This window comes from Echinicola sp. 20G (assembly GCF_015533855.1).
GTDB lineage: Bacteria > Bacteroidota > Bacteroidia > Cytophagales > Cyclobacteriaceae > Echinicola.
The window spans coordinates 873105-898689 of the sequence record NZ_AP024154.1; the positions used below are offsets into that span (position 1 = coordinate 873105).

At 40.0% G+C, this 25585-nt stretch carries 20 protein-coding genes; 16 read left to right on the plus strand and 4 right to left on the minus strand.

Annotated elements, in window-relative coordinates:
* Positions 1-493: 493 nt before the first annotated feature.
* The 3 genes from JL001_RS03915 to rho all read right to left on the minus strand — a co-directional run bounded on the left by JL001_RS03915 (position 494) and on the right by rho (position 8059).
* Positions 494-3094 (minus strand): hypothetical protein, encoded by a 2601-nt coding sequence (locus tag JL001_RS03915; RefSeq protein WP_200974862.1) that lies wholly within the window; start codon positions 3092-3094, stop codon positions 494-496.
* Positions 3095-3449: 355 nt separating this feature from the next.
* The gene (locus JL001_RS03920; RefSeq protein ID WP_200974863.1) at positions 3450-5951 is read right to left on the minus strand and encodes a hypothetical protein; all 2502 of its coding nucleotides are present in this window, start codon (positions 5949-5951) and stop codon (positions 3450-3452) included.
* A 362-nt stretch (positions 5952-6313) separates the two neighbouring features.
* Positions 6314-8059 carry a transcription termination factor Rho gene (rho, locus tag JL001_RS03925; protein ID WP_200974864.1) on the minus strand — a complete coding sequence of 582 codons (1746 nt, stop codon included), beginning with the start codon at positions 8057-8059 and terminating at the stop codon, positions 6314-6316.
* Between the two features lie 427 nt (positions 8060-8486).
* Between rho and serS the strand changes: the two genes are divergently transcribed.
* Positions 8487-9761 (plus strand): serine--tRNA ligase, encoded by a 1275-nt coding sequence (gene serS, locus JL001_RS03930; protein WP_200974865.1) that lies wholly within the window; start codon positions 8487-8489, stop codon positions 9759-9761.
* 59 nt (positions 9762-9820) lie between these two features.
* Here the strand turns inward: serS and JL001_RS03935 are convergent, their stop codons facing one another.
* Positions 9821-11242: a TlpA disulfide reductase family protein gene (locus JL001_RS03935; protein ID WP_200974866.1), complete on the minus strand. Its 1422-nt coding sequence runs from the start codon at positions 11240-11242 to the stop codon at positions 9821-9823.
* A 143-nt stretch (positions 11243-11385) separates the two neighbouring features.
* Here JL001_RS03935 and JL001_RS03940 point away from each other — a divergent pair, with 143 nt between their 5' ends.
* The 15 genes from JL001_RS03940 to mrdA all read left to right on the plus strand — a co-directional run bounded on the left by JL001_RS03940 (position 11386) and on the right by mrdA (position 25585).
* Entirely contained in the window at positions 11386-12051 is a 666-nt protein-coding gene (locus JL001_RS03940) for a heme exporter protein CcmB (protein ID WP_200974867.1), read from the plus strand.
* Positions 12052-12155: 104 nt separating this feature from the next.
* The gene (gene ccsA / locus JL001_RS03945; protein ID WP_200974868.1) at positions 12156-12833 is read left to right on the plus strand and encodes a cytochrome c biogenesis protein CcsA; all 678 of its coding nucleotides are present in this window, start codon (positions 12156-12158) and stop codon (positions 12831-12833) included.
* Positions 12834-13076, plus strand: coding sequence for a CcmD family protein (locus tag JL001_RS03950; RefSeq protein ID WP_200974869.1), 243 nt, complete (start codon positions 12834-12836; stop codon positions 13074-13076).
* Positions 13077-13129: 53 nt separating this feature from the next.
* Positions 13130-13546, plus strand: a complete 417-nt coding sequence (locus JL001_RS03955; RefSeq protein ID WP_200974870.1) for a cytochrome c maturation protein CcmE — start codon at positions 13130-13132, stop codon at positions 13544-13546.
* 40 nt (positions 13547-13586) lie between these two features.
* The gene (ccsA, locus tag JL001_RS03960) at positions 13587-16115 is read left to right on the plus strand and encodes a cytochrome c biogenesis protein CcsA (protein ID WP_200974871.1); all 2529 of its coding nucleotides are present in this window, start codon (positions 13587-13589) and stop codon (positions 16113-16115) included.
* Positions 16116-16226: 111 nt separating this feature from the next.
* On the plus strand, positions 16227-17006 hold the full coding sequence (locus JL001_RS03965; protein ID WP_200974872.1) for a Rossmann-like and DUF2520 domain-containing protein: 780 nt from the start codon (positions 16227-16229) through the stop codon (positions 17004-17006).
* A gap of 78 nt (positions 17007-17084) precedes the next feature.
* Positions 17085-17957: a geranylgeranylglycerol-phosphate geranylgeranyltransferase gene (locus JL001_RS03970; RefSeq protein ID WP_200974873.1), complete on the plus strand. Its 873-nt coding sequence runs from the start codon at positions 17085-17087 to the stop codon at positions 17955-17957.
* 112 nt (positions 17958-18069) lie between these two features.
* Positions 18070-18627, plus strand: a complete 558-nt coding sequence (gene purN, locus JL001_RS03975; protein WP_200974874.1) for a phosphoribosylglycinamide formyltransferase — start codon at positions 18070-18072, stop codon at positions 18625-18627.
* Between the two features lie 69 nt (positions 18628-18696).
* A complete protein-coding gene (gene purH, locus JL001_RS03980) occupies positions 18697-20223 on the plus strand; it encodes a bifunctional phosphoribosylaminoimidazolecarboxamide formyltransferase/IMP cyclohydrolase (protein WP_200974875.1) in 1527 nt (508 codons plus the stop codon).
* A gap of 259 nt (positions 20224-20482) precedes the next feature.
* Positions 20483-20824 (plus strand): transposase, encoded by a 342-nt coding sequence (locus JL001_RS23135; RefSeq protein ID WP_236252705.1) that lies wholly within the window; start codon positions 20483-20485, stop codon positions 20822-20824.
* Positions 20825-20833: 9 nt separating this feature from the next.
* Positions 20834-21010, plus strand: coding sequence for a hypothetical protein (locus JL001_RS23140; RefSeq protein ID WP_236252706.1), 177 nt, complete (start codon positions 20834-20836; stop codon positions 21008-21010).
* A 385-nt stretch (positions 21011-21395) separates the two neighbouring features.
* Positions 21396-22424, plus strand: coding sequence for a rod shape-determining protein (locus JL001_RS03990; RefSeq protein ID WP_192009399.1), 1029 nt, complete (start codon positions 21396-21398; stop codon positions 22422-22424).
* Positions 22425-22431: 7 nt separating this feature from the next.
* The gene (mreC, locus tag JL001_RS03995) at positions 22432-23268 is read left to right on the plus strand and encodes a rod shape-determining protein MreC (RefSeq protein ID WP_200974876.1); all 837 of its coding nucleotides are present in this window, start codon (positions 22432-22434) and stop codon (positions 23266-23268) included.
* Positions 23261-23782 carry a rod shape-determining protein MreD gene (locus JL001_RS04000; protein ID WP_200974877.1) on the plus strand — a complete coding sequence of 174 codons (522 nt, stop codon included), beginning with the start codon at positions 23261-23263 and terminating at the stop codon, positions 23780-23782. The genes mreC and JL001_RS04000 overlap by 8 nt, the downstream gene beginning before the upstream one ends.
* On the plus strand, positions 23783-25585 hold the full coding sequence (gene mrdA / locus JL001_RS04005) for a penicillin-binding protein 2 (RefSeq protein WP_200974878.1): 1803 nt from the start codon (positions 23783-23785) through the stop codon (positions 25583-25585).

Genomic DNA, 25585 nt, shown 5'->3' on the forward strand with positions numbered 1-25585 from the left:
TAAAAACAATCAATTATTATAAAAAACATGGTAATTAACCCCCTTAAAATAGTCAAAAATACGCACAAACAAAGACCATAAATGATCAACAATCACTGTATTTTAATCGATCAAACACCTATTAATTTTTGCCATAACTAAAATGTATCTACCAACTAAAAATCTGTTTTAAAAAATTAAAGATCTAGTTCATATAAAATATCATCGATTTTTTTTCTACATGTCTGGAATAAAACAGAAAAGATGTATGTGAGAATATCCTGATTTTTCTGTGCTTTCCTTACAAGCTCTCATTTCTATTTGACCACAGTTAGACCCAGACCTGCCTTGTCATCAGATAGGTAAACACGACCAACAAAATAAAACCCTAATCCCAATGCTGAAATCAAATAACCAAGAAATTATTAATCTAAAAAAGCCACCCAGATGGGTGGCTTCTGCTCATTCGAGCAGCTTAGGTATTAAATAAAAAAATACTTCAACTAAAACTAAATCACTGTTTCAGTAACTTAATTCGCTCTATTTGGTCACCCCAAAGTATCTCCAGCACAGCAACTCCTTTCGAAAATCTATTCAACAACTGACCAGCCTGTAAGCTCAATTGCTCTACTCCATTAACCTCAAATTGTTCAGAGCTTCCCTGAACACCGATCAACCTAAACTGAATGGTTTCTCCTTGATAATTGCCGTTGTTCTCCAAGCCAACTTTTATAATATCCCCAGAGGAAGATGGGTTGGGATACAGCTTCCATACGCCTGAAACATATATAGCATCTGGTACTTTAATCGCCATTACATCCGTATAAGAATATTTCCCACTCAAATCCACTTGCTTGATCCTGTAATAAACCTTTCCACCATTTAAGGGCAAGTTCGCATCATTAAACTTATACTGCACTGCTTGATCAGACCAACCCACAGCAGAAACTTCCCCTATCTTTTCAAATCCTAAAACTCCTCCCACTGATCTTTCTATCTCGAAATGACTGTTCTCCCACTCTTTATTTACTACCCATTCAACACTGGCCCTTCTACCCTCTTTGATAAATTCAGCTGACCATCCTGCCCAATCAACAGGTAAAACTGCCATTACCCTTAAACCAAAATTAGCATTGACTACTGAGGTATTATTTAAATTAAAAGCCTCCAAAACACCATCACTTCCTAATAAGTTTATCCCCACTGTGGTGCCTAATTGCTCACCACTATTTTCCCAATTCTCTGGTAAAGATGGCTCTGGGCTTTCCTCACCCTCTTCCGCATCAGTTGTAGATAAAACCACCTTATAACTTCCATCCGGAACTCTCTCAATGGTATAAGTTCCATCTGACTGCACAGAAGCACTCGCAACCACTTTATTGTCCCCATCAATTATCAATGCATAAAGCCCAGATGCTGCTGTAGGTGTTCCACTCACCAAATCATCCTCCAATCCATTTTCATCATCGTACACATTACCTTGAAAGGTCAAATACCTATAGCCATCGCCCTCATTTACTTCGGTATAATAAGAAGCTGCCCAAGTATTGATGGTATTATTTTGACTAAATCCATTATCCCCATCCGCATGCCATATGTGTGAAGTTCCCGCTTCACCAGTCACATTTAAAACTGCAGAAACAGCACTTACAGCCGATCCATCTTCTAAACCGACAAAGCCTGTCTCCCCATCACGAGGAATTAGGGAATCATCCCAATAAATATCATTGTCTTCAATATCTCCAGGCCGCACATTTGTAATAGTAATCCCCAAGCTTTGCTCCATATCATAGATAGGGAAATGAACCGGAGAAAAAATAACTGCCGCAAACACCTCTATCTCTGAACCACTGACTATAATATTACCATTGGCATCTTTTCCATCCCAATAAATTTCATAATCTCCAGGAGCATCATAACTTTCACTCATTACGATATCCACTCCTGTATCATAGATACCATTACCATTCAAATCTATAAGTACATCCACAATACCAGGTAAGCTAATAGAGATATCCACCCATGCCTCACCGCCTTGACCAACCCCAGTCTTCTCTTGGTAATCGATCAACAAACTTGCATTGGGAGTTTCGGTAGTAGGCCAAAATTCATGGTCCGGATCACTAACAAAAAGAGGATATTGGTAATTTGAAGAGGTACCACGAATAGATTTCCGATTATCGACATGATTTCCTTGATCATTTCTTGGTCCATCTTGATTGGCAAAAAAATTCACAAAACCAGCATTGGAATTAGAAAATTTAGCATGCTTTACAAAATACTCATTTCCACTTCCTCCAAAAGTATCATCTACAGGCACAAAAAAACCAAAGTCACTATGCAATGCTTTATCATTGGCTGCCCCAGCAGTTTCTGGCACATCACTAATAATGCTCCAATATTTACAATATACTCTACCTGGCCTCACTTCATTGCTAGAATTAGCAACTGTAATATCCCAAAAACTAATTGGAAGACCATCAGTTAGAGAAGTCCCATCTGAATGTGAAATTTCAACCCAAAAAGCCCTATCCTCTCCTGTGTCATTGGTAAACGAATAGGCATCATAACCTCCTGAGCCCACAATTGCATTAGGACCATTGGCCGCAGCTATCGCATTTACGGGTCTACCTGTAATTCCCCCGGTGGAATGGGCATCATATGTATGGTCATCTGCTAACCTCCTGGCTGAACCACTTGTTCCATCAGGGAAAAACCCCACATCGGTATCATCATAATACCAACGAACTCGAATATTGTTACTGTTATTGTAATATGTATACCAACTACTTGAAGAAAAATAGTAGCTCTTTACTTTCCTAAATCCCCAATGAACAGTTTCGCCAGCTTTTACATATACATAAAGTCTATGATCAGGGTTATAGCCAGTCGAACTGGTCGGCATCATCATATAACCTCGGGTTACATAATGCCCATTCCCGACGGAAGTTGCTCTATGTTCTGGTACCCATAGCCAGCTTCTATTTCCACTTGCTGTACCCCAATCTCCTGAACCTTCAGCAATGGCTCTAGGACAAAAAGAAATAAAAATAAGTACTGTCCCTATCAATATTTGAAAAAAACACCAAGGGACGCTTTTAGTTTTATGGTTCATGCATCTTTGTTAAAAGGATAAAACATGCACCTCTTTTCCTGCTTTCTTTTTTGGACAATTAGGTGATCATTGGCGCTACAAATAATTACAGAAATAAATTGGTGTTACTAATTAGGTAGAGCATGTACTGCATCAGTTGGTGCAAATGCATTTCATACTGCTTTAAAAACCTTATAAAACTACGTTAATTAACGTCTACTATCACATATTTAGAAAAAATATTCTAATTTTTCTAAATATTCAGAATATTATTTTGAAAAGCAAAAACATACGGAAAAACTGCAAAAAACCTATCTTATAAATTATAAGAAACTAAATACCAACCCCTTACAAACCAAAACTTTAAATCAACTCCTTATTGATAAATAATCTTAATGCACTCCATATGATCCTCCCAATGAACTTCTAAAAGCAACAATCCTTTTGACATCCCTTCCAATAAACTCTTCACTCCAGTATTTATTTCTTCAACATTATTCGCTTCAAGATATGGTGATGCTTTTGTTATCCCAACCAAGCGAACCTTTATGGTGCCTTTTATGACCTCTCTTTCATTCAAATAATTTAGCCTGATATTATCCCCACTTGCTGGGTTAGGACAAACCACCCATCCACTTTTAGAAAAGGTCTTGGAATTTACGGATTGACCTAAAACCTTACTATAACTGAATCTACCGTTTAAATCTACTTGCTTTATCCGGTAATAGATCCTCCCTCCGGAAATAGGTAATTGCACATCTTTGTAACTATACTCTATTCTACTTTCACTCCAGCCTATTGCCTCTATTTTACCTATTTCCTCAAAACCTTCCTGTCCATCCTTTGACCTTTCAATTATATAGTGGCTATTTTCCCATTCCTTACCCACTGACCATGAAAGTTCTACATTTTCATTTCTATAATTGAGATAAAAACTTTCCCATTGCACAGGAAGTATTGACAATGTTCTTAAACCAAAATTAGCGTCTACTATTGAAGTATTGTCAAGATCAATGGTTTCTAATATCCCATTATTACCTTTTAAATTAATCCCACTGATCACACCTAATTGCTCACCTGTATTCTCCCAATCTTCGGGAAGTGACGGGCCGGGGCTAGAATCACCGGGGTTAGCATTTACTGTACTCAAAATAACACTATAAATTCCATCCGGAATTCTATCCATCAAATAAGCTCCATCTGATTCAACTGGAGCACTGGCCACCACCTTATTATCTGCATCAATTATCAATGCATAAAGACCAGTTGCTGCTGTAGGTGTTCCACTCACCAAATCATCATCCAATCCATTCTCATCATCAAATACATTACCTCTAAAGGTCAAATACCGATAGCCATCTTCTTCATTAACCTCCGCATAGTAAGATGCAGCCCAGGTATTGATGGTATTCAAATTTCCAAACCCTTCATTTCCAGACGCATACCAAATATGAGATGTTCCGGCTTCCCCAGTTACATTCACCTCCAAGGACTGGTCATTATCAACAGAAATTTCGGAATCATCCCAGTATATATCATTATTCTCTGGATCACCTGGCCGAACATTGGTTATGGTAATTCCCAGACTTTGCTCCATATCATAAACTGGAAAGTGAACAGGGGCAAAGACTACAGCGGCAAAAACTTCAATCTGGGATCCACTTACTACCACATTTCCATTAGCATCTTTACCGTCCCAATAAATTTGGTAATCACCAGGAGCATCATAACTCTCACTCATTATGATATCCACTCCTCCATCATATACTCCGTTTCCATTAAGATCTATCAATACATCTACTATTCCTGGAAGGCTGATATTAAAATCCACCCAAGCTTCACCTCCTGTTCCGGTAGGGATCTTTTCCTGATATGATATATCTAATGTTGCAGTGGGAACCTCAGTGGTAGGCCAAAACTCTATATCTGGATCATTTAAAAAAAGTGGATATTGGTAATTGGAAGAAGTCCCAGAAATTGACTTTCTATTCTCAACATGACTCCCTTGATCATTACGCGGGCCGTCCTGATTGGCAAAAAAATTAACATATCCTCCATTTGCCCCACCAAAATGGGCATATTTCACAAAGTAAGCATCTCCCTCTCCTCCAAAAGTATCATCTACCGGCACAAAGAATCCAAAATTATCGTGAAAGGATTGATTATTGGCCACCCCCTCTTCACTGGGAAGGCCATTATATACACTCCAATATTTACAATACACTCTACCCGCCTGTATATCTGTACCGTTCGCTACTGTAATGTCCCAGTAATCAATTTGGAACCCATTATCAATTATATCACCATCTTCATCGGAGATTTCAATCCAAAAAGCCCTATCAGCGCCAGTGGAATTGGTAAAGGAATAAGCCTCATATCCGCTTGTCCCCACAATATCTTCAGGTCCATTAGCCGCTTCCTGTGCATCTGCTGGCCTACCTTCACCTCCACCATCATCACCTGCATCATAATATTCATCATCGATTTCTACCATATCACCACCGGTACCGACGGGAAAAAAAGAGGTATCTGTATTATCATATAGCCACCTCACTCGCATATTGTCTCCTCCACTTCGCTTTCTAAACCCCCAGTAAACAGTTTCTCCATTCTTTACATAAACATAAAACCTGTGGTCGGGATTATAACTATCAGCATTGGATGGCAACATCATAAAACCTCGAGTGCCATAACCTGTATTAGAGGTACTACTGTTGGAGGGCACCCAAAGCCAGCTTCTGCGATCGGTTGCTGTTCCCCAATCTCCTGAACCTTCAGCTAGACCCGGTTTTGCATTTAATGCCGTCAGTAGGACAAAAAGTCCTACCGAAAGCAATAACTGTGGTTGAAAATAATTAACTGTAGTAGTTTTTTCCATGCACTCATCATTTTACCGATAAAACATGATTGATCCCCTATAGAGCAGAAAGTCAAATGGTGAGTAAGACCCGCTGACCACAATCAAGGAATTAAGTTGGTTTATTATTCAGGCATTTATCCTTTGAAATCATCTTGGTGATTATGTATTTCAAATAATTAAAAAAGCCTTATAATATTGTATTGATTAACGTAATTCTTTACATATATAAAATAAAAAGTAGACAATTAAAAATAATACAAAATAATATTTCAAAAAGCATATTCGTGTAAAAAAACAGCATTAATCCCGCCTTGTAATAAAACAGAAAAGCCTCAATCCCAGAGGATTGAGGCTCAACTTATCTTTAATCAAACGGATTTCTATCCATTCATACTAATAAGGAATTCTGCATTGTCTCGCGTGCCTTTCATTCTTTGCAGTAAGAATTCCATGGCCTCTTGAGAAGTCATATCTGACATGAGTTTTCTCAATATCCAGATACGTTGCATCTCTTCTTTTTCCATCAAAAGATCCTCACGGCGAGTACCAGAACCCGGCACATCAATAGCAGGATAAATTCTTCTATTGGAAAGTTTTCTATCGAGGCTAAGCTCCATGTTACCGGTACCTTTAAACTCTTCAAAGATCACCTCATCCATTTTGGAACCTGTTTCCACAAGAGCTGTAGCAATGATCGTCAATGAACCACCATTCTCTACATTCCTTGCAGCACCAAAGAATCGCTTAGGCTTATGAAGTGCATTGGCATCCACACCACCTGATAGAATCTTTCCTGAAGAAGGAACTACTGTATTATATGCTCTGGCCAATCTTGTAATGGAATCCAAAAGAATCACCACATCATGACCACATTCTACCATCCTCTTTGCTTTTTCCAACACCATAGACGACACTTTCACGTGACGTTCAGCCTGCTCATCAAAGGTAGAAGAAATCACTTCTGCCTTTACAGACCTGGCCATATCTGTCACTTCTTCTGGACGTTCATCGATCAAAAGAATCATCAAATGGCACTCAGGATGGTTTTCTGCAATGGCATTGGCAATCTTTTGTAACAACACCGTCTTACCAGTTTTAGGCTGTGCTACGATCATACCACGCTGACCTTTTCCGATAGGAGCAAATAAATCTACAATCCTAGTAGAGAAATTATCTGCTTTGGTAGTTAATTTCAATCGCTCCTCAGGGAATAAAGGCGTCAAATACTCAAATGGGATACGGTCACGAATTTCTTCGGTGGTCTTTCCATTTACAGATATTACCTTCAACAAGGCAAAGTACTTCTCGCCTTCCTTTGGAGGTCTGATTTGACCTTTGATATTATCTCCAGTTTTCAACCCAAACAATTTAATCTGAGAAGGCGAAACATAAATATCGTCTGGAGAAGCTAGGTAGTTGTAATCTAAAGATCGAAGGAATCCATATCCATCGGACATGATCTCAAGCACTCCTTCATTTTCAATTATTCCATCAAATTCTTTAACGGCTACAGCATATTTCTTCTTACTGCCATTATTGGATGGTTGCTCTTCTTGATCTCTGAAATTCTTGCGCTTTGGAAGATCTACATCCTGCTCTGCCGACCTGGTATTGGCTATTCTTTGAGCCTCTTCATCCACTACAGCTTTTCTTCTAGGACGGAAGCTTCTTCTGCTATCTTCATCCCCATTGGCTGGTGTTTCCTTTTTTGAGTCAGGCTTGGATTCGGCTTCACTTTTCCTCTCTACTCTTGCCTTGGGACTCTCTCTTCTGGAATCAGTCTTTGGAGCTTTCTCTTGCTTCTCCACTTTGGCAGACTTCTCTTCTTCTTTTTTCATTTCCGTAACATTCTGGCGACGGAACTTTGGCTTACTTTCCTTTTCTGCAGGAACAACTTCTTTGGCTGCAGCGGGAGCTACAACTTCAGGGCTTTCTTCAGGTTTAGTTTCGACTTTGGAAGGTTTTTTCTTAGGAAGGGCTTTCTCAGGGGTGATTGCTTGTTGATCCAGTATGGCATACACTAGATCATCCTTCTTGAGGGATTTATAATTTTTTACCCCCAACTCTTCTGCTATCTCTTTAAGCTCAGATAGCAATCTGATTTTTAGTTCTTCAATGTTATACATAAAAAACGTATAAGATGTACTTGATGTGATTAATTGAAATGAGTACTGTGACTGTTTAATTGATTGGTATAAAAAGATATCTTATGAATAAGATGAATCCACAGGGCGCGGATTATGAACTTTTTGATATCACAATATTACAGTAAGCAACTTTAATACGCAAACTTTTTCTTATAGTATGTGCTTTTATATTCAAATTATGGATTTAAAACGCATTTAAAGCCTATAGTAGTAGTTTAAACATTTAGATCTTTTAGCTAAAAGTGGGCTTTTGAACCTGCGTTACTTTACTAACGGATATTTCTTTTTAATGTTGCCTCCCATTTATATCCCTTGGATTTCCTCCTCCAATTTTTATCCTCCTTCCCCTTCCCCTCTATCTTAAATCATTATCTTTGCATTTCTAAAATCAAGCTAAGCGAAACTCATGCTACAAGTAAATTTTATTCGTGACAATTTTGACCAGGCTGTAGAAGGGCTGCAAAAAAGATTTTTTGCAGGTGCCAAAGAAAAACTGCAAGAAGTCCTGGATTTAGATAAGAAAAGAAAAGAAGCTCAACTGGAAAGAGACCAGTTACAGGCTGAATCCAATTCCATATCCAAAAAAATAGGCCTTCTCATGCGTGAAGGCAAAAAAGAAGAAGCAGAGCAGGTCAAAACCAGAACTGCTGAGATCAAAGGTCAGATCAAATCTTTGGAAGAACAATACAATGAGGTGGAAGAGGCTTTGCAACAATTGCTTTACACTATTCCAAATATTCCTCATTCAAGCGTAAAAGCAGGAAAGTCTGACCAGGACAACGAAGTCATCTTGGAGGATGGAAAAACCCCAGAACTTCATGAAGGTAAGCAGGCCCATTGGGATTTGATCAAAAAATATGACATCATTGATTTCGAATTGGGAAACAAAATAACCGGTGCCGGTTTTCCTGTATATAAAGGTAAGGGAGCGAGACTTCAAAGGGCCTTGGTCAACTTCTTTTTGGACGAGGCTACAAAACAGGGTTATAATGAAGTACAACCCCCTATCCTTATCAATGAAGACAGTGGATATGGCACAGGTCAGCTTCCTGACAAAGAAGGACAGATGTACCATGCGGTGGCTGACAACCTTTTCTTGATCCCCACAGCGGAAGTTCCTGTAACAAATATGTACAGAGATGTAATGGTCAAAGAAGAGGAATTACCCATCAAAAACACTGCCTTTACACCTTGTTTTAGAAGGGAAGCTGGCAGCTGGGGAGCCCATGTAAGAGGCTTAAATAGACTTCACCAGTTTGACAAAGTAGAAATTGTACAGATTTCTCACCCTGACAAATCTTATGAAGCACTGGAAGACATGAGCAAATATGTCCAAGGCCTGTTAAAAAAACTGGGGCTTCAATATAGAGTGTTAAGATTGTGCGGTGGAGACACAGGATTTACTTCTGCCTTGACCTATGACATGGAAGTATTCTCGGCAGCACAAGAAATGTGGCTGGAAGTGAGCTCCGTAAGTAACTTTGAAACATATCAAGCCAACAGGCTTAAATTGAGATTTAAGGACGAAAATAAAAAGACAGTTTTGGCACATACCTTAAACGGCAGTGCTTTGGCCTTACCTAGAATCGTCGCTGCCATCCTGGAAAACAACCAAACCGAGAAAGGCATCAAAATGCCAGAAGTATTGGTTCCGTATTTGGGCTTTGAGTGGATTGACTAAGTGGCCTAAACCAAAAAGAGGCCCCCAATTTAGAATTGGGGGCCTCTTTTCTTTTAAACCTATAGTAAAGTATTGATGGCTTCTCTGATCTCTTCACCACTGCTTGGCCTTGGTGCTTTTGCATTCGCTATTTTTCCTTCTTTGTCAAAAAGGATATACCTTGGAATGGCCTTGATCATATAGTCTTCGCACAATTCGGACTTCCATGCTCCATCCACATACACATGCACTCCCTTAAATTCAGGATCATTTTGTAGATACTTCTCCCAAGCGTCTTTATTGCTATCTATAGAAGCGTACATGAAAACTACATCTTCATTGTCCTTGTACTCTTCCTTAAGCACTTTTGCGGAAGGAAACTCCCCTCGGCATGGTCCACACCAAGTGGCCCAAGTGTCCAAATAAACTACTTTGCCTTTGAAGTCAGAAAGCTTGATAGCATCACCCTCCGGGTTTGTACCTTCTATTTCCTTGGCCGGCTTACCTTCTGCCAGTGCTTCCCACTTAGCATTTACCGCGTCTAAATATGGTTTATATTGTGAATTTGGAAACTTCTTCTTGTATGACCCTAATACGATTTCAGTAACTTCTTCGCCATAATAACTTATAGCATCCATAGAAAGACGTGCCATCAAATAGTCTTGCAAATGGGCATCTTCTTTTTCTAAAATGTAATCCCTTCGCATCTCAATATATTTGTTAATCCCCATTTCTGAATCCGGGTTTTCCTCTTGGTAGGACTGCATATAATCGTTAAAGCTTAGTTGATTATTATTATAAACAGCACTTCTGTAGCTTGGTATGATCATACCAGAGCTAGCCATTTTACCGTCAGTGGAGGTATAAGCCTCCACAGAATCAGGAAGAACTACCTTAACTTCACTTCCAGCAGAACGCTTTCTGGCGATGGGGTAATATTTCACATAAAATCCTCTCCTTAATTTGAGTAAAGCCTCTTCCATTTCAGCAAAACGATTATTCAAACTATCATTTGCATTGATCAGCTTTAGATTCTCCTGATAAGTTGAGTCTAGTTTTTCTACAAATTTTTCTGTTTCCAATTGACCATATACTTGTATCTGATTACTGGGAAAAGGGTTAAAATCATTGTAAAACTCACTTTCATTCGCTCCTTTTCCAGTATAGGATAGCGTTTCCAAATCCGCTATATCACAAGTAACTTCCATGTCTACTCCTTCAAAAAGGATTACAGGTATACTTTTTCCACCTACTTCGACCGCATACAGACCAAAACTTATACTATCAAGTTCGATTAAATAATTTCCACTAGTATCAGCCTCATAGGAGGAAACAGGGTTTAGTAATTCCCCTCCTACTTGTTCAGCCATATTATACAGCCTTATTTGAGAAACTCCCTCATCGCTTTCAAAATTTAATTCTAGCTTTACAGCCGACTGTTTTTCTGGCTGACAATACATCAGCATTAGAAGAAGTGGCAGAAACAATAGTTTTGTTTTCATAAACATATCTGGGTTGATTTAAAAATTATATTATGACTACCAAAGGGTAACCATCTAGCTAAAGTAACAAATACAGACAGATATACTAATCACTTAGTCATGAAATTACAGGACTGGCCAATCTTTATTATATTTGCGCGGATATGTGGAATGAAATAATAGTATTGATAAAAAAAGAGATCACTTTGGAGTGGCGACAAAAATACGCCCTCAATGGAATATTGCTTTACGTCGTCAGTGCTGTTTTTATCACATATTTAAGTGTAGGAGCCAAACAAGGTAATATCTCCATCCCCACATGGAATGCACTTTATTGGGTCATCATCCTTTTTTCTTCAGTCAATGCCGTGGCCAAAAGCTTTGTACAGGAACACCAAGGGCGCCAGCTTTATTATTATATGATTGCTTCACCAGAAGCCATCATATTATCCAAAATCATCTATAACAGTCTTTTGACCCTTATTCTTTCCCTGTTGGGCTATATTGTTTTCAGTGTAATATTGGGCAACCCAGTCCAGGACCAGCCGATGTTTGTCCTAAACCTACTGATGGGAGCCATAGGCTTTTCAGCCTGTCTGACCATGGTTTCTGGTATTGCTTCCAAGGCAAGCAATAATGCTACATTGATGGCCATCCTTAGCTTTCCTATTATAATTCCCATTTTACTTATGGCGATCAAAATCTCTAAAAATGCCATTGATGGGCTGGATAGGGGAATCAGCGTGGACAAGCTGATCACACTTCTTGCGATCAATGCCATCATAGGCGCTACAGCCTATATTCTTTTCCCCTACCTCTGGAGAAGCTGATGTTCTGAACTCTCAGCCCTGACCTCATCCATAATTTTTGATGAAAAGGTCGAAAATGAGGAACTTATGCCTTACTTTTGCACTTGTTAAGCAAAATTATTGAAATGCGAGCACATTGGTGGAAAGTATTGGCGATCATACTATTAGCATACACAATTATCGCCGGCCTTCTCTTTGAAGTACCTAGATTACCCATTCTAAACGAAACGATCCGTGCATTATATTTTCATGTGACCATGTGGTTCGGCATGATCATTATGTTAGTTGTCGCTGTAGTTTATAGTGTAAAATATCTCCGAAGCGGAGAGTTGAAACATGATGATGTGGCCATTGAGTTTACCAATGCCGCCATTTTATTTGGGGTTCTGGGCATCGTTACGGGCATGCTTTGGGCCAAATTTACCTGGGGAGATTACTGGAGCGGTGATCCAAAACAGAATGCTTCGGCGATCGGCTTACTCATGTACTTCGCCTACCTTATTCTAAGAAACTCTTTGACAGATGTTCATCAGAGAGCCCGGATAGGAGCCGTTTATAACATCTTTGCTTTTTCTGCATTTATCCCATTGATTTTTATTTTGCCTAGACTTACAGACAGCCTTCACCCTGGAAATGGTGGCAACCCCGGCTTCAATGCTTATGATATGGACAGCAAACTCAGAATGGTGTTTTATCCAGCTGTAATTGCTTGGACCTTATTAGGTGTTTGGCTCGCTAATCTAAGGTTAAGGGCCAGAAGACTGGAAAGAAAATTAGAAGACAAACTTATCAATCAACAATAAATGCAAAAGTGGTTAGTGGTTTTCCTATTGTTCATCAGCCTTCAGGCGGTGGCTCAGGAAAAAAAAGAGATCAAGTCAGAAGATTACGAAAACTATAGCGTGGAAATGGCCGATGATATGCGCCAAAGCGGAAAAATTTACGTTCTCGTAGGCATCATTGGAATTGTTATGGGTGGGGTTCTTGTTTACCTTGTAGGTACAGATAAAAAATTATCTAGACTGGAAAAAGAATTTAAAAGCTAAACCAAAACCTCACAATAGGTTTTGCGTAAGGTTTCATAACATTAAATCAAACCATGAAAAAAGGACATATATTAGGATTAGGCGTAATCGCAGTAGCCATAGTCATTATCGTATCTTCGATTGGTGATGCAAGCTCATATGAGAGTTTCTCCACCGCCAAAGCCATGGCCCAAGAGGGTGATGATGACCCTATTCATGTTGTTGGTCAGCTAGCAAAAGACAGTATGGGCACGGTGACTGGCCTGGAAGTAAGTGATGACAAGACTTCATTTACCTTTACCATGGTGGACAATGAAGGCACTTCCCAACAAGTTTATTATAACGAACCTGTTCCTGCCGATTTCACCCGCTCCGAGCAAGTTGTGGTTATCGGTTCATACAAAAGTGAAAACATGTTTGTAGCTGATAAAATATTGATGAAATGCCCTTCCAAGTATCAGGAAACTGAGTTGAAGGAAGCATCACTGTAAAAATTAGAGCAAGCATTGCACATTTGATTCCCTGAAAATTATGATTAATACCTTTATTGGTAACCTAGGCCATTTGATGGTGATTCTGGCTTTTGTTAGTTCCCTCATTACCGCCTATTCTTATTATCAATACACCGTAGTTCCTGAAATTGAAAAAGCCTCTTGGAGGAAATTTAGTAGGATTTTCTTCTACATTCATGCTGTATCTGCCATCTCCATTGGCGTTATACTTTTTAATATTATACACAATTTCAGGTTTGAATATTTCTATGCCTACTCCCATGCCTCTAAGGCATTGCCAGTGCACTATATGATTTCCAGCTTCTGGGAAGGTCAGGAAGGCTCTTTTATCCTTTGGATTTTCTGGGATGTTATTTTAGGCTTGTTCCTAATCCATACCAATAAATCATGGGAGGGACCGGTAATGGTAGTTTTCTCCTTGGTACAGGCATTTCTGGTATCTATGATTTTAGGAGTAGTGATAGGAGACTTGAAGATAGGGAGCTCACCTTTCATTCTCTTGAGAGATGTGGCCAATGCGCCTATTTTCCAAATGAACCCTGACTTTGTTCCTGAAGACGGCACTGGGCTTAACCCTTTGCTACAAAATATCTGGATGGTTATTCACCCTCCTACTTTGTTCCTTGGCTATGCTTCTACCCTAGTGCCTTTTGCCTACTTAATGGCTGGCCTTTGGACAGGCAAATACAAGGAATGGATCCGTCCGGCATTACCTTGGACGATTTTCTCTGCCTTGATTTTAGGGATGGGAATTATCATGGGCGCTTATTGGGCCTATGTAACGCTTAATTTCGGTGGCTATTGGAACTGGGACCCTGTGGAAAATGCGTCTTATGTTCCTTGGTTGATCATTGTGGCATCTATTCACACGATGATTACCTTCAGGAAAAGTAGCACAGCCCTGAAGACCTCTATTGTATTGATTATTCTGCAATTCATTTTGGTCTTGTATGCCACTTTCTTGGTGAGAAGCGGTGTTTTGGGAGACACTTCGGTACACTCTTTTACTGACTTAGGCTTGTCCGGCCAATTATTGATTTACCTTTTCTTCTTTATGTTTGTGGCCATCTTCCTTTCTGCAAGGGCATGGAAAAACATTCCTACATCTGAGAAGGAAGCATCTGTTTACTCCAGGGAATTCTGGATTTTCATCGGTGCCACTACCCTTGGCCTGATGGCTTTCCAAGTGATCCTCCCTACTTCTATTCCGGTATACAATGCCATAGTCGAAAGTTTTGGCGGCATTTCCAATATGGCACCACCGGCAGATCAAATCGAATTTTATACCAAGTTCCAGCTTTGGTTTGGAGTGGTACTGGCCTTATTGACCGCAGTAGGCCAATTCTTCTGGTGGAAAAAAATGGACAAAAAGGAGCTCAAAAATGCTCTGGCTACTCCCTATATTATCTCCCTAATTTTGGCTGCAATCATCATCACTGTAGCCAAAGTTTGGAACATCACTTTCATGGTGATTGTCATGGCAGCTACATTTACCATTGTGGCCAATGCAACCATTCTTTCCAAGTTGTTGAAGAAATCCACTTTCAAACTGGCAGGAGGTTCTTTGGCGCATATTGGCCTTGGCTTGATCCTTATTGGTGTCATGTTCTCCTCAGGCTACTCAGATGTTATTTCACTCAATATGTCAGGACTGACATATAAAAGAGATTGGGAAGATGAGCTGAACAAAGAAAACGTTTTGCTCTGGATCAACCAACCCCTCCAAATGAAGGACTATGAAGTGGTTTACCGAGGCAGAAATAAAAAGCTAGAAGGAGTTCCGGGCTATGTCAATGTCAACAAACTGGAATCTACAGACAACGTCAATGAAGCCATTGCGCTCGAGGACATTAATGTCAACGGAAAAACCTATCATAAAAAGGGGGATAAAGTAAATATAGTGTTAGAGGAAAACAGCTATTTTGAAATTGAGTATTTCAAAGATCAGCAGCACCAATTCACCCTTTTCCCTATGTCGCAACCTAACCCCACCATGGGATTGATTTCTTCTCCTGACTCTAAGCATTTCTTAAATAAGGACCTTTACACCCACATTTCAGCCATCAATAGCTATGACGATCCGGAATGGGGAGAGGATGAGTTTTATGAAGTGACTCCTGGAGAACAATTCCACCTAGGAGACTATATCACCACTTTTGAAGGAGGAGAAGTGATGGAAGAAGTGGAAGGCGTTGAGTTGGAAGAGGGAGATGTAGCGGTGAAGGCCAAATTGGTTATTCAGGATCACGACAAACAAATCCATCTGGATCCTATTTTCTTGATCAGAGGAAACAGGATCGGTAAAATCCCAACAGTAAATCACGACTTGGGCGTAAAAATACAAGTGGATAATATCAGTCCAGAGACCAACAAGTTTGTCTTCAAGGCCAATAATTATCAAAAAGACTATGTGGTGATGAAAGCCTTGGTAAAACCTTATATCAATGTGCTCTGGATAGGCACCATCATCATGCTCATCGGCTTTGGTGTGGCGATATACAGAAGATATGATGAATTCGTCAAAATGAGGGACAAAGGTCTCGAATAAACATACACTTAAATTCTAATCAAGCCTGCATTTTAATGATGTAGGCTTTTTTTGTGGATACACCGAAAGCTGTATCTTAGACCTCCAATTGGTTCTATAAGGAAACATTCAATGGACAAATTCAATATTGCGATCATTGGTACGGGCAATGTAGCCTGGCATTTGGCCCCAGCCTTGGAAAATGCAGGCCATACCATCACAGAGGTTTATAGCAGGGACTTCCATCGTGCAGAAAAAATCATCAACAAACTTTATACGGCCGAGGTAAAAACAGACCTCGATTTCTCAGAAAGTAAAGCCAATATATACATCCTTGCCGTAAGCGACCATGCCATCACACAAGTGGCAGACGCGATCATTCTTCCAGAGGAGAGTATTCTCGTTCATACTTCAGGAAGCATGCCTTTGGATGTCTTGGGTTTCAGTTCTGCGAGTTATACAGGCATCTTTTATCCTTTACAAAGCTTTAGTAAATCTCGTTCTTTGGACATTGATGAGATTCCTTTTTTATTGGAATCAGATGATCAGACTACTCTCCAAAAGTTGAAAAAACTGGCCAAAAGCCTTTCCCCACACCACTATGTATTGAAATCCAAAGATCGAATGGCCCTCCATGTGGCTGCTGTTTTTGCCAGCAACTTTACCAATCACATGATCCGGGTATCTGAAGAGATCATGCGAAGGCAGGGCTTGGACTTTGAAATGCTCCAACCATTGATCATAGAGCAAATCAGTAAAACCTTGGAAATAGGAGCCAAATCAGCACAAACAGGGCCAGCACTTAGAGGAGACCTTAGCACCCTGGACATGCATTACCAATTTTTGAATTACAATGAACAGGTGGCTGAAATCTATAAATTGATTTCACAGGACATCATCGATGCGAACTAAACCTTTTTTCTTGTAATTTTCTGCTTAAAAAAATGCCCACTACTAACCTACTGCCTTACTTTACCGTATTTTTGAAATATGACTAAGCCATCAGCTGAGACAGCTTTTTCCTTTTCTGCCTTTTTCAAAATCATCAGGTCTGACAACTTGCTGATGATGGCTTTTGCTCAGTTAATGACCGCCTATTTTTTGGTTGAGGAAACTAAGTCAGGAATTCCAGTCTTTTCAGATTATAAATTGTATTTGCTGATTTTCTCGACCATTACCATCGCTGCTTCTGGTTACATCATCAATGATTATTACGATGTCAAAATAGACTACATCAACAAACCTGATGAAGTCATCGTGGGCAAGGGCATGAGAAGAAGAGTAGTAATGTTTCTCCACAGCATCCTCAACTTTGTAGGTATTGGCCTTGCTTGCCTGGTCAACTTAAAAGTTGGTGCTATCCATTTTATTGCCGCATTTATCCTTTGGCTTTACTCTAACAACCTCAAAAGACTTCCCTTTGTGGGCAATTTAGCTGTTGGTCTTTTGACAGGTCTTTCCATTTGGATCATTGGATTCTACTATCAGCAGTCCCAACTTCTGGTGTTGACTTATGCCATATTCGCCTTCTTTATCAACCTGATCAGGGAAATTATCAAGGACATCGAGGACAGGGAGGGAGACAGAAAACACGGATGTAAGACTTTACCGATCGTGCTGGGCTTTAGAAAAACCAAAAACATAATTTTTATCCTTGCAGGAATATTTGTGTGTTCCATTTTGACTGTTGCCTTTAAGATAAATGACACCTTATTATATATCTACTTTGGAGCTATTGGAGTTTTATTCTTATTCTTCATGTACAAAATCTATTATGCGGACCGAAAAAAGCATTTCACTCAACTCAGCAAAATGTCTAAGGTATTAATGCTAACAGGTGTCTTAAGCATGGCTTTTTTATAATGTTCCATATGAATTGGCTCGGCTCTTGTACTGGAAAAACATGTGAGGCCAAAAAATATCCTTATTTTTGTCTTCTCAACCTTTATAAATGAACATCTAAATAGATCTTCACTTGAAAAAAATCGCCATAATTGCCTCGGGAAATGGAAGCAATGCTGAGGAAATCATCAATCACTTTGATGGTTCCTCCAAAGCCAAAGTGCTGACCATCGCCTCCAATAAAAAAGACGCCTATGTATTGGAAAGGGCCAAGAACCACGAAATACCTTTCTTTTCTTTTACCAGATCTGAAATGGAAGAAGGAATTTTAGAAAAATCCTTCCTAGAGCTAGGTATTGATTTAATTGTCTTAGCGGGTTTTCTCCTAAAAATCCCAGATGGGCTTATCAAAAAATTCCCCAACCGCATTATTAATATCCATCCCGCTTTACTACCGAAATTTGGAGGAAAAGGCATGTATGGCATGCGCGTTCATGAAGCCGTTAAGGAAAAGGGCGAGAAGGAAACCGGCATCACCATCCATTATGTCAATGAAAAATATGACGATGGCAGGGTGATCTTTCAGGAAAGTGTAACGGTATTGGACACGGATACTCCAGAAGACATTGCCAATAAGGTTCACGCCTTGGAGTACAAATATTTCCCAAAAGTTATTGAAAGTCTGCTTTAATCAGCTGATTTTCCTACCTTTGCAGTTTAAAACAATTCATCAAACCTATTTCATTCAATACTTTCAAAAATGGCTGTTAAGAAAATTCAATCTGCCCTTATTTCAGTATTTTACAAAGACAATCTTGAACCAATCATTGCCCTTCTCAAAGAGCAAGGTGTAAAAATCTACTCTACAGGAGGAACCCAAAAGTTCATTGAGGAACAAGGCGCAGAAGTAACTGCTGTAGAAGACCTGACCGGCTATCCATCCATTTTCGGCGGAAGGGTAAAAACGCTTCACCCAAAAGTATTTGGAGGAATCCTTCACAGAAGAGAAGACGAAGGTGACCTTTCCCAAGCCCAGGAATTTGATATCCCTGAAATCGACTTGGTAATTGTGGATCTTTATCCGTTTGAAGAAACTGTAGCTTCAGGTGCTTCAGAGCAGGATATTATCGAAAAAATAGACATCGGTGGAATTTCTTTGATCAGGGCAGCAGCCAAGAACTTCAAAGACGTTACCATTATTTCTTCTCGTGACCAATATGGTGAACTAGAAGAAAGATTGAAAAACAATGGAGGTGGTACTACCATCGAAGACAGAAAATATTTTGCTGCCAAAGCATTCCAAGTGTCTTCCCATTACGACACACATATCTTCAATTACTTTAACCAAGCTGAAGAAATCCCAGCTTTGAAAGTAAGTGAAAACAATGCCAAGGCTTTGAGATATGGTGAGAACCCTCACCAAAAAGCCCATTTCTATGGCAAGTTGGATGACCTTTTTGAGCAATTGAACGGAAAAGAACTTTCTTATAACAACTTGGTGGACATCGATGCAGCAGTAGCATTGATGGCTGAATTTGATGGAGAAACTGCCTTTGCAATCCTTAAGCACAACAATGCCTGTGGAGTGGCCAAAGGAGCTTCTGTAAAAGAAGCTTACCTTAAAGCATTTGCAGCAGATACGCTTTCTGCGTTTGGTGGCGTTTTGATCACCAACCAAACAGTGGACAAAGCAGCTGCAGAAGAAATGCATAGCCTATTCTTCGAAGTGTTGATTGCCCCTGCATTTGATGAGGATGCTTTAGAGGTATTGAAAGGCAAGAAGAACAGAATTCTTCTACTTCAGAAAACCAAAGTAGGTGGTACCAAGCAAATCAAAACCTTGTTGAACGGTATCATTGAACAAGACAAGGATTTGTTCATGGAAACCAAGGAAGACTTCAAAGTAGCGACTAAAATAGCTCCAACTGAAGAACAAAAAGACGCCTTGGTATTTGCTGCCAAAGTTTGTAAGCACACGAAATCCAACACCATTGTATTAAGCAACCAAGACCAGCTATTTGCCAGTGGTGTGGGGCAAACCTCAAGGGTAGATGCATTAAAGCAAGCCATCGAAAAAGCCAAGTCATTTGGTTTTGAATTGAAAGGTTCTGTTATGGCTTCAGATGCTTTCTTCCCATTCCCTGACTGTGTGGAAATTGCTTCCAAAGAAGGCGTAGCGGCAGTGGTTCAGCCAGGCGGCTCGATCAAAGACCAAGACAGTGTTGATTTTTGTGACCAAGCCGGAATGGCCATGGTAATGACAGGAGTAAGACACTTCAAACATTAAGAAAAAACAATCCCCAACTATATCAAGGTCCCTGGCTGAAAAGTCAGGGACTTTTTTGCTTCCCTATTTTTTGTTCAGCGTTTCTGCTGTTCAGGATTTGAAATCCTGAACAATAAATAAAGAGGATTTGAAATCCTCATCATCTAGATTCGGGATTGCAAATCCCGAATAGCCAAAATTTTCAGCTAGTCTTAGTAAATCAAATATGATATCCTTAATTTAAAGATTGTTTATATTTTTCAACTAACACTTTTTAGGCATGGCTTTTACGTATAAAATCAGGGATCAATATGGAATTTATTTTGTGACATTTACGGTAAACCAATGGGTAGATGTTTTCTCTCGTCCAATTTATGCTGAGCTCCTTCTTGAGAGCATTAAACACTGCCAAAAGCATAAAGGATTATTGGTTTATGCCTATGTCATCTTGACCAATCATTGCCACTTAATAATCGGAAGTAAAAAGGAACCATTAAGTGATATTATTCGGGATTTGAAAAAATACACGGCAAAAAGTATTATCAAAGCCATTGAAGAAAATCCTCATGAAAGCAGGAAAAACTGGTTATTATGGCTATTGAAAAAGGACGATGGTATCTGATTCTGGAAAGTGGGCTATCATGGTGAAGAAATCACTTCCCAATATTTCCTTGACACCAAAATCCGATATATCCATCAAAACCCCGTAAAAGCAGGAATTGTCGAAAAAGAAGAAGAATACCTACTGAGTAGTTGTGGTGAATTCTATGGAGTCAGAAAATGCCCCATAGAACTCGCTCCATTATAATTTAACTGTTTGCTATTTTGCTGTTCAGGATTTGCAATCCTGAACTCTTTATAAAGGAGGATTTGAAATCATACACAATCTAATTCGCGATTTAAAATCCCGAATAGCAATATTTCGATCACTTTGGACTACTTTTTGCTATCTGCAGCTCCAACTAATATGGGCCAATAAAAATCACCTTAAAAAAGTACCTGCCAGCATAGATTTTGTCTTTTAATTCGGATGTGTTTTCTTTCTCATTGCAAGACATTTAAAAAAAGTCAATGCTCCATATTTATAAAATCAAATTAAGGTAATAATTTTGTTGTCCCTCGTTTTATTTAAGCATTGTTAATGCTAACTTTAAACGATCAACTCAAACGTAATTTATTAAGAAAAGACCAGGATGGGATTATTCGACTTTTTCTCAAGTGATATAGCTATAGATTTAGGTACTGCCAATACTCTTATTATACATAAAGAAAAGATCGTAGTGGACGAACCCTCGATCATTGCGATAGATAAAACAAGCAACAGGATTCTGGCTGTAGGCCGTGAAGCGATGAACATGCATGAAAAAACGCATGAAAACATCAAAACGATCCGCCCATTGAAAGATGGAGTAATTGCGGATTTCTACGCCGCAGAGCAAATGATCAGGGGTTTGATCAAGATGATTCCTGGGCATAAAAAGGGCATGTTCCCACAATCTCACCGCATGGTGATCTGTATCCCATCCGGCATTACGGAAGTGGAAAAAAGAGCGGTAAGGGATTCAGCCGAACATGCTGGTGCCAAAGAAGTCTATATGGTCTATGAGCCGATTGCTGCTGCAATTGGTATTGGAATCGACATTGAAAAGCCAATGGGATCCATGATCGTAGATATCGGAGGAGGTACCACAGAGATTGCCTTGATTGCCCTTTCAGGCATTGTAGCCGACCAATCTATCCGTGTAGCAGGTGACACCTTCACTAAGGATATTCTGGATTACATGAGGAGACAGCACAACCTCTTGATCGGTGAACGGTCTGCCGAGAAAGTGAAGATTGCCATTGGATCAGCCTTGACTGAACTGGATGATGCTCCTGAAGACTATGAAATCAGAGGTAGGGACTTAATGACAGGTATTCCAAAAGTCATCAAAGTTTCTTATTCTGAAATTGCTTTTGCCTTGGACAAGTCTGTTTCCAAGATCGAAGAGGCTGTACTTAAGGCCCTTGAAATTGCTCCTCCGGAACTTTCCGCTGATATTTATGACAATGGTATCCACTTGACAGGTGGTGGCGCATTGTTGAAGGGGCTCGACAAACGTCTTCACCAAAAAACAAAACTTCCTATTCACATTGCAGAAGATCCTTTAAGGGCAGTAGTGAGAGGAACAGGTACCGCCCTGAAAAATATAAATAGTTTCAGAACCGTGCTGATGACCTGATGAGTAAATGCAACGCATTTTATTATTCTTATATAGTATACGGGCCTTTTTGCTGTTCATTACCTTAGAAACCCTTGCCATTTGGCTGGTCGTTTCCTATAATTCTCCGCAAGGGGCCGTTTTCTTCAATAGTTCCAATAGTTTCACGGGAAGTTTCCTCAATACCAAGGACAGCTTCACGGAATACTTCACCTTGGGAAAAACCAATGAGGCATTGGCTGAGAAAAATGCTCAGCTGATGGCAAGATTGGCAAATCTGAGGCCTACCAAGGATAGTGTCTTTATTCCTTTGGACAGTGGAATGCTGAATAGCTATGAGTTCCGCTCTGCCAAGGTGATCAATAATTCCATCAATCTAAGGACCAACCACATTACCTTGAACAAGGGTGCCAATGATGGCATAAAAGAAGGAATGGGGGTTTTTAATGAAGATGGTATCATCGGACGGGTCAAAGGAGTGTCCAGCAACTATGCATCCGTTATTTCCTTGCTCCATACTGATTTATTGATTTCTTCTAAAATCAAATCAACCGATGTCTTTGGCTCGACCCAATGGGACGGAAAAAACTCGCAAAAAGCAAAACTCAAGTATGTCCCCAGGCACGTGGAAGTAGCCAAAGGTGATACTGTAGTCACTTCAGGTTATAATGCTGTTTTTCCTGAAGGTTTACTGGTAGGAACTATAGATGAAGTAAGTACTGGAACAGAGACCAATTACCTGGACATCACAATTCACCTAACAGCTAACTTCAGCACCTTAACCTATGTATACTTGGTAGAAAACAATAGCATGGAGGTAGAATTGGATTCACTTCAACAAATCACAGAAAGCGTCAATGAATAGTAAAAATATAATTTCTTCTGTTGGAGCTATTGTCCTTTATTTTTTGATCCAGATTCTGGTGCTCAAAAACCTCGTGCTTTTTGGCATGGCTTTTTGTTTTCTCTATATCCTCTATTTGCTCTTATTGCCTATAGAAATCAAAACCATCCCTTTAATGCTGATTGCCTTTGTCCTTGGCTTTTCAATCGACATATTCTATGACAGCATGGGCCTACATACTGCCAGTGCTGTAGTGTTGGCTTTTCTTAGAAAACCATGGCTTCAGGTGATCACCCCTACAGGTGGCTATGACTCCAACACGCCTCCTTCTCTGCTTAATATGGGCATAGGTTGGTTCTTGATGTACAGCTTGCCATTGATACTCATTCATCACCTTACCTTCTTCTTCATTGACAATATTGCTACATCCTTGTATATTCCGATGATATACAGGACACTTAGTAGTACTGCTTTTACGTTTATCATTGGTGTGATCGTTCAGGTGTTGTTTTATAAGAAAAGGAGAGGAATTTAAATGAATGAAAATAGGCACAGTGTCATCATCATAGTAATCATTATAGTCGGACTGGTTCTATTGTCCAAACTATTTATGATTCAGGTAATCGATGACAGTTTTTTGCGCAGGGCAGAAAGAAATGCTGTACAAAGGATAGTAGATTATCCCTATCGTGGCTTGGTATATGACCGCAATGATGAACTGTTGGTCTATAACAATCCTGTTTTTGACCTGATGGTCATTCCACAGGAATTTAATATAGTTGATACCGCCAAATTCTGTAAACTCTTTCAGATCGAAAAGGAAGAACTTAAGGAAAAGTACAAGGCCGCTAGAAAGTACAGTTGGGTAAAACCCTCCCCACTGATCAAACAAATCTCCAATACAGATTTTGCCAGAATTCAGGATTACCTGATTGACTACCCTGGCTTGTTTGTGATGACCCGGTCAGTCAGAGCCTATCCAGATTCTGTAGCCTCCAGTGCTTTGGGTTATATAGCGGAAATCGTTCCTCGGCAGCTGGAAAGAGACAGTGCCCATTATTACAACCAAGGAGATTATATAGGTCATTCCGGCTTGGAATCCTATTATGAAAAATTCCTTAGAGGAAAAAAAGGTGCCAAATACAAAATGGTCAATGTTAGGGGTGTCGATAAAGGCTCCTTTAAAAATGGCCAGTTGGATACTGCTTCCATACCTGGGTTGAACCTGCAATCAACCATTGACATGGCGCTTCAGAAATATGGGGAAAAACTCATGAAAGGAAAGAGAGGTTCTGTCGTGGCCATCCAACCTAAAACTGGAGAGATTCTCTCCATGATCTCCGCACCAGTATATGACCCCAATCTCTTGGCAGGTTCTGCCTATGGAAAAAACTACCTTAAACTCCGAAATGATTCCACCAAACCATTGTTCAACAGGCCTATTATGGCCATGTATCCACCAGGGTCTATCTTCAAGATCGTGCAATCCCTGATTGGACTTCAGTGGGGAATTATCACTCCCAACACCACCTTTGCCTGTAACAAATCATTGGTCGCTTGTCATAACCACCCAAGCCCTGTAAACCTATTTGGTGCCATTAGGAACTCCTGTAATCCTTATTATCACCAAGCCTTCCGGATGATGATCAATCAAGATATCTCCAACAATACATTTACAGACACTCAGATTGGTTTGGACAAATGGCATGAGGCTGTGGAAAAATTCGGATTGGGAGGTAAGCTTGGTGTGGACCTCCCCTATGAAAGTAGCGGCAGTGTTCCCAGCAGTAAATTATATGACCGGATTTATGGCAAAGGCCGATGGAAATATTCGACCATTTATTCCCTTTCCATTGGTCAGGGAGAAATGCAGGTAACCCCATTGCAAATGGCCAATTTAGCCGCCATCTTCGCCAACAAAGGGTACTATTTTACCCCTCATTTGGTTAAGTCTATCAATGGCAACCCTGAGGATATTCCAGAAGAGTTTACCACCAAACATGATGTGGGCGTTGCCCCTCACCATTTTGACATGGTGCATGATGCCATGGCTGAAGCTCTCTATGGTACAGCCATGAGGGCCATCATCAAGGATATCACGATTGCTGGAAAAACAGGTACTGCCCAAAACCCTCACGGGGAAGATCATTCTGTCTTTGTGGCTTTTGCCCCCAAGGAAGACCCACAGATTGCCATAGCTGTTTACGTGGAAAATGCTGGATGGGGTGGTCGTGCAGCGGCCAGTACAGCCAGTTTGATGATAGAACAATATTTAAGAGGACATATAGAAAGACCGGCCTTGGAAGAGTATGTTTTGGCCGGAGATTTTGGAGACTAA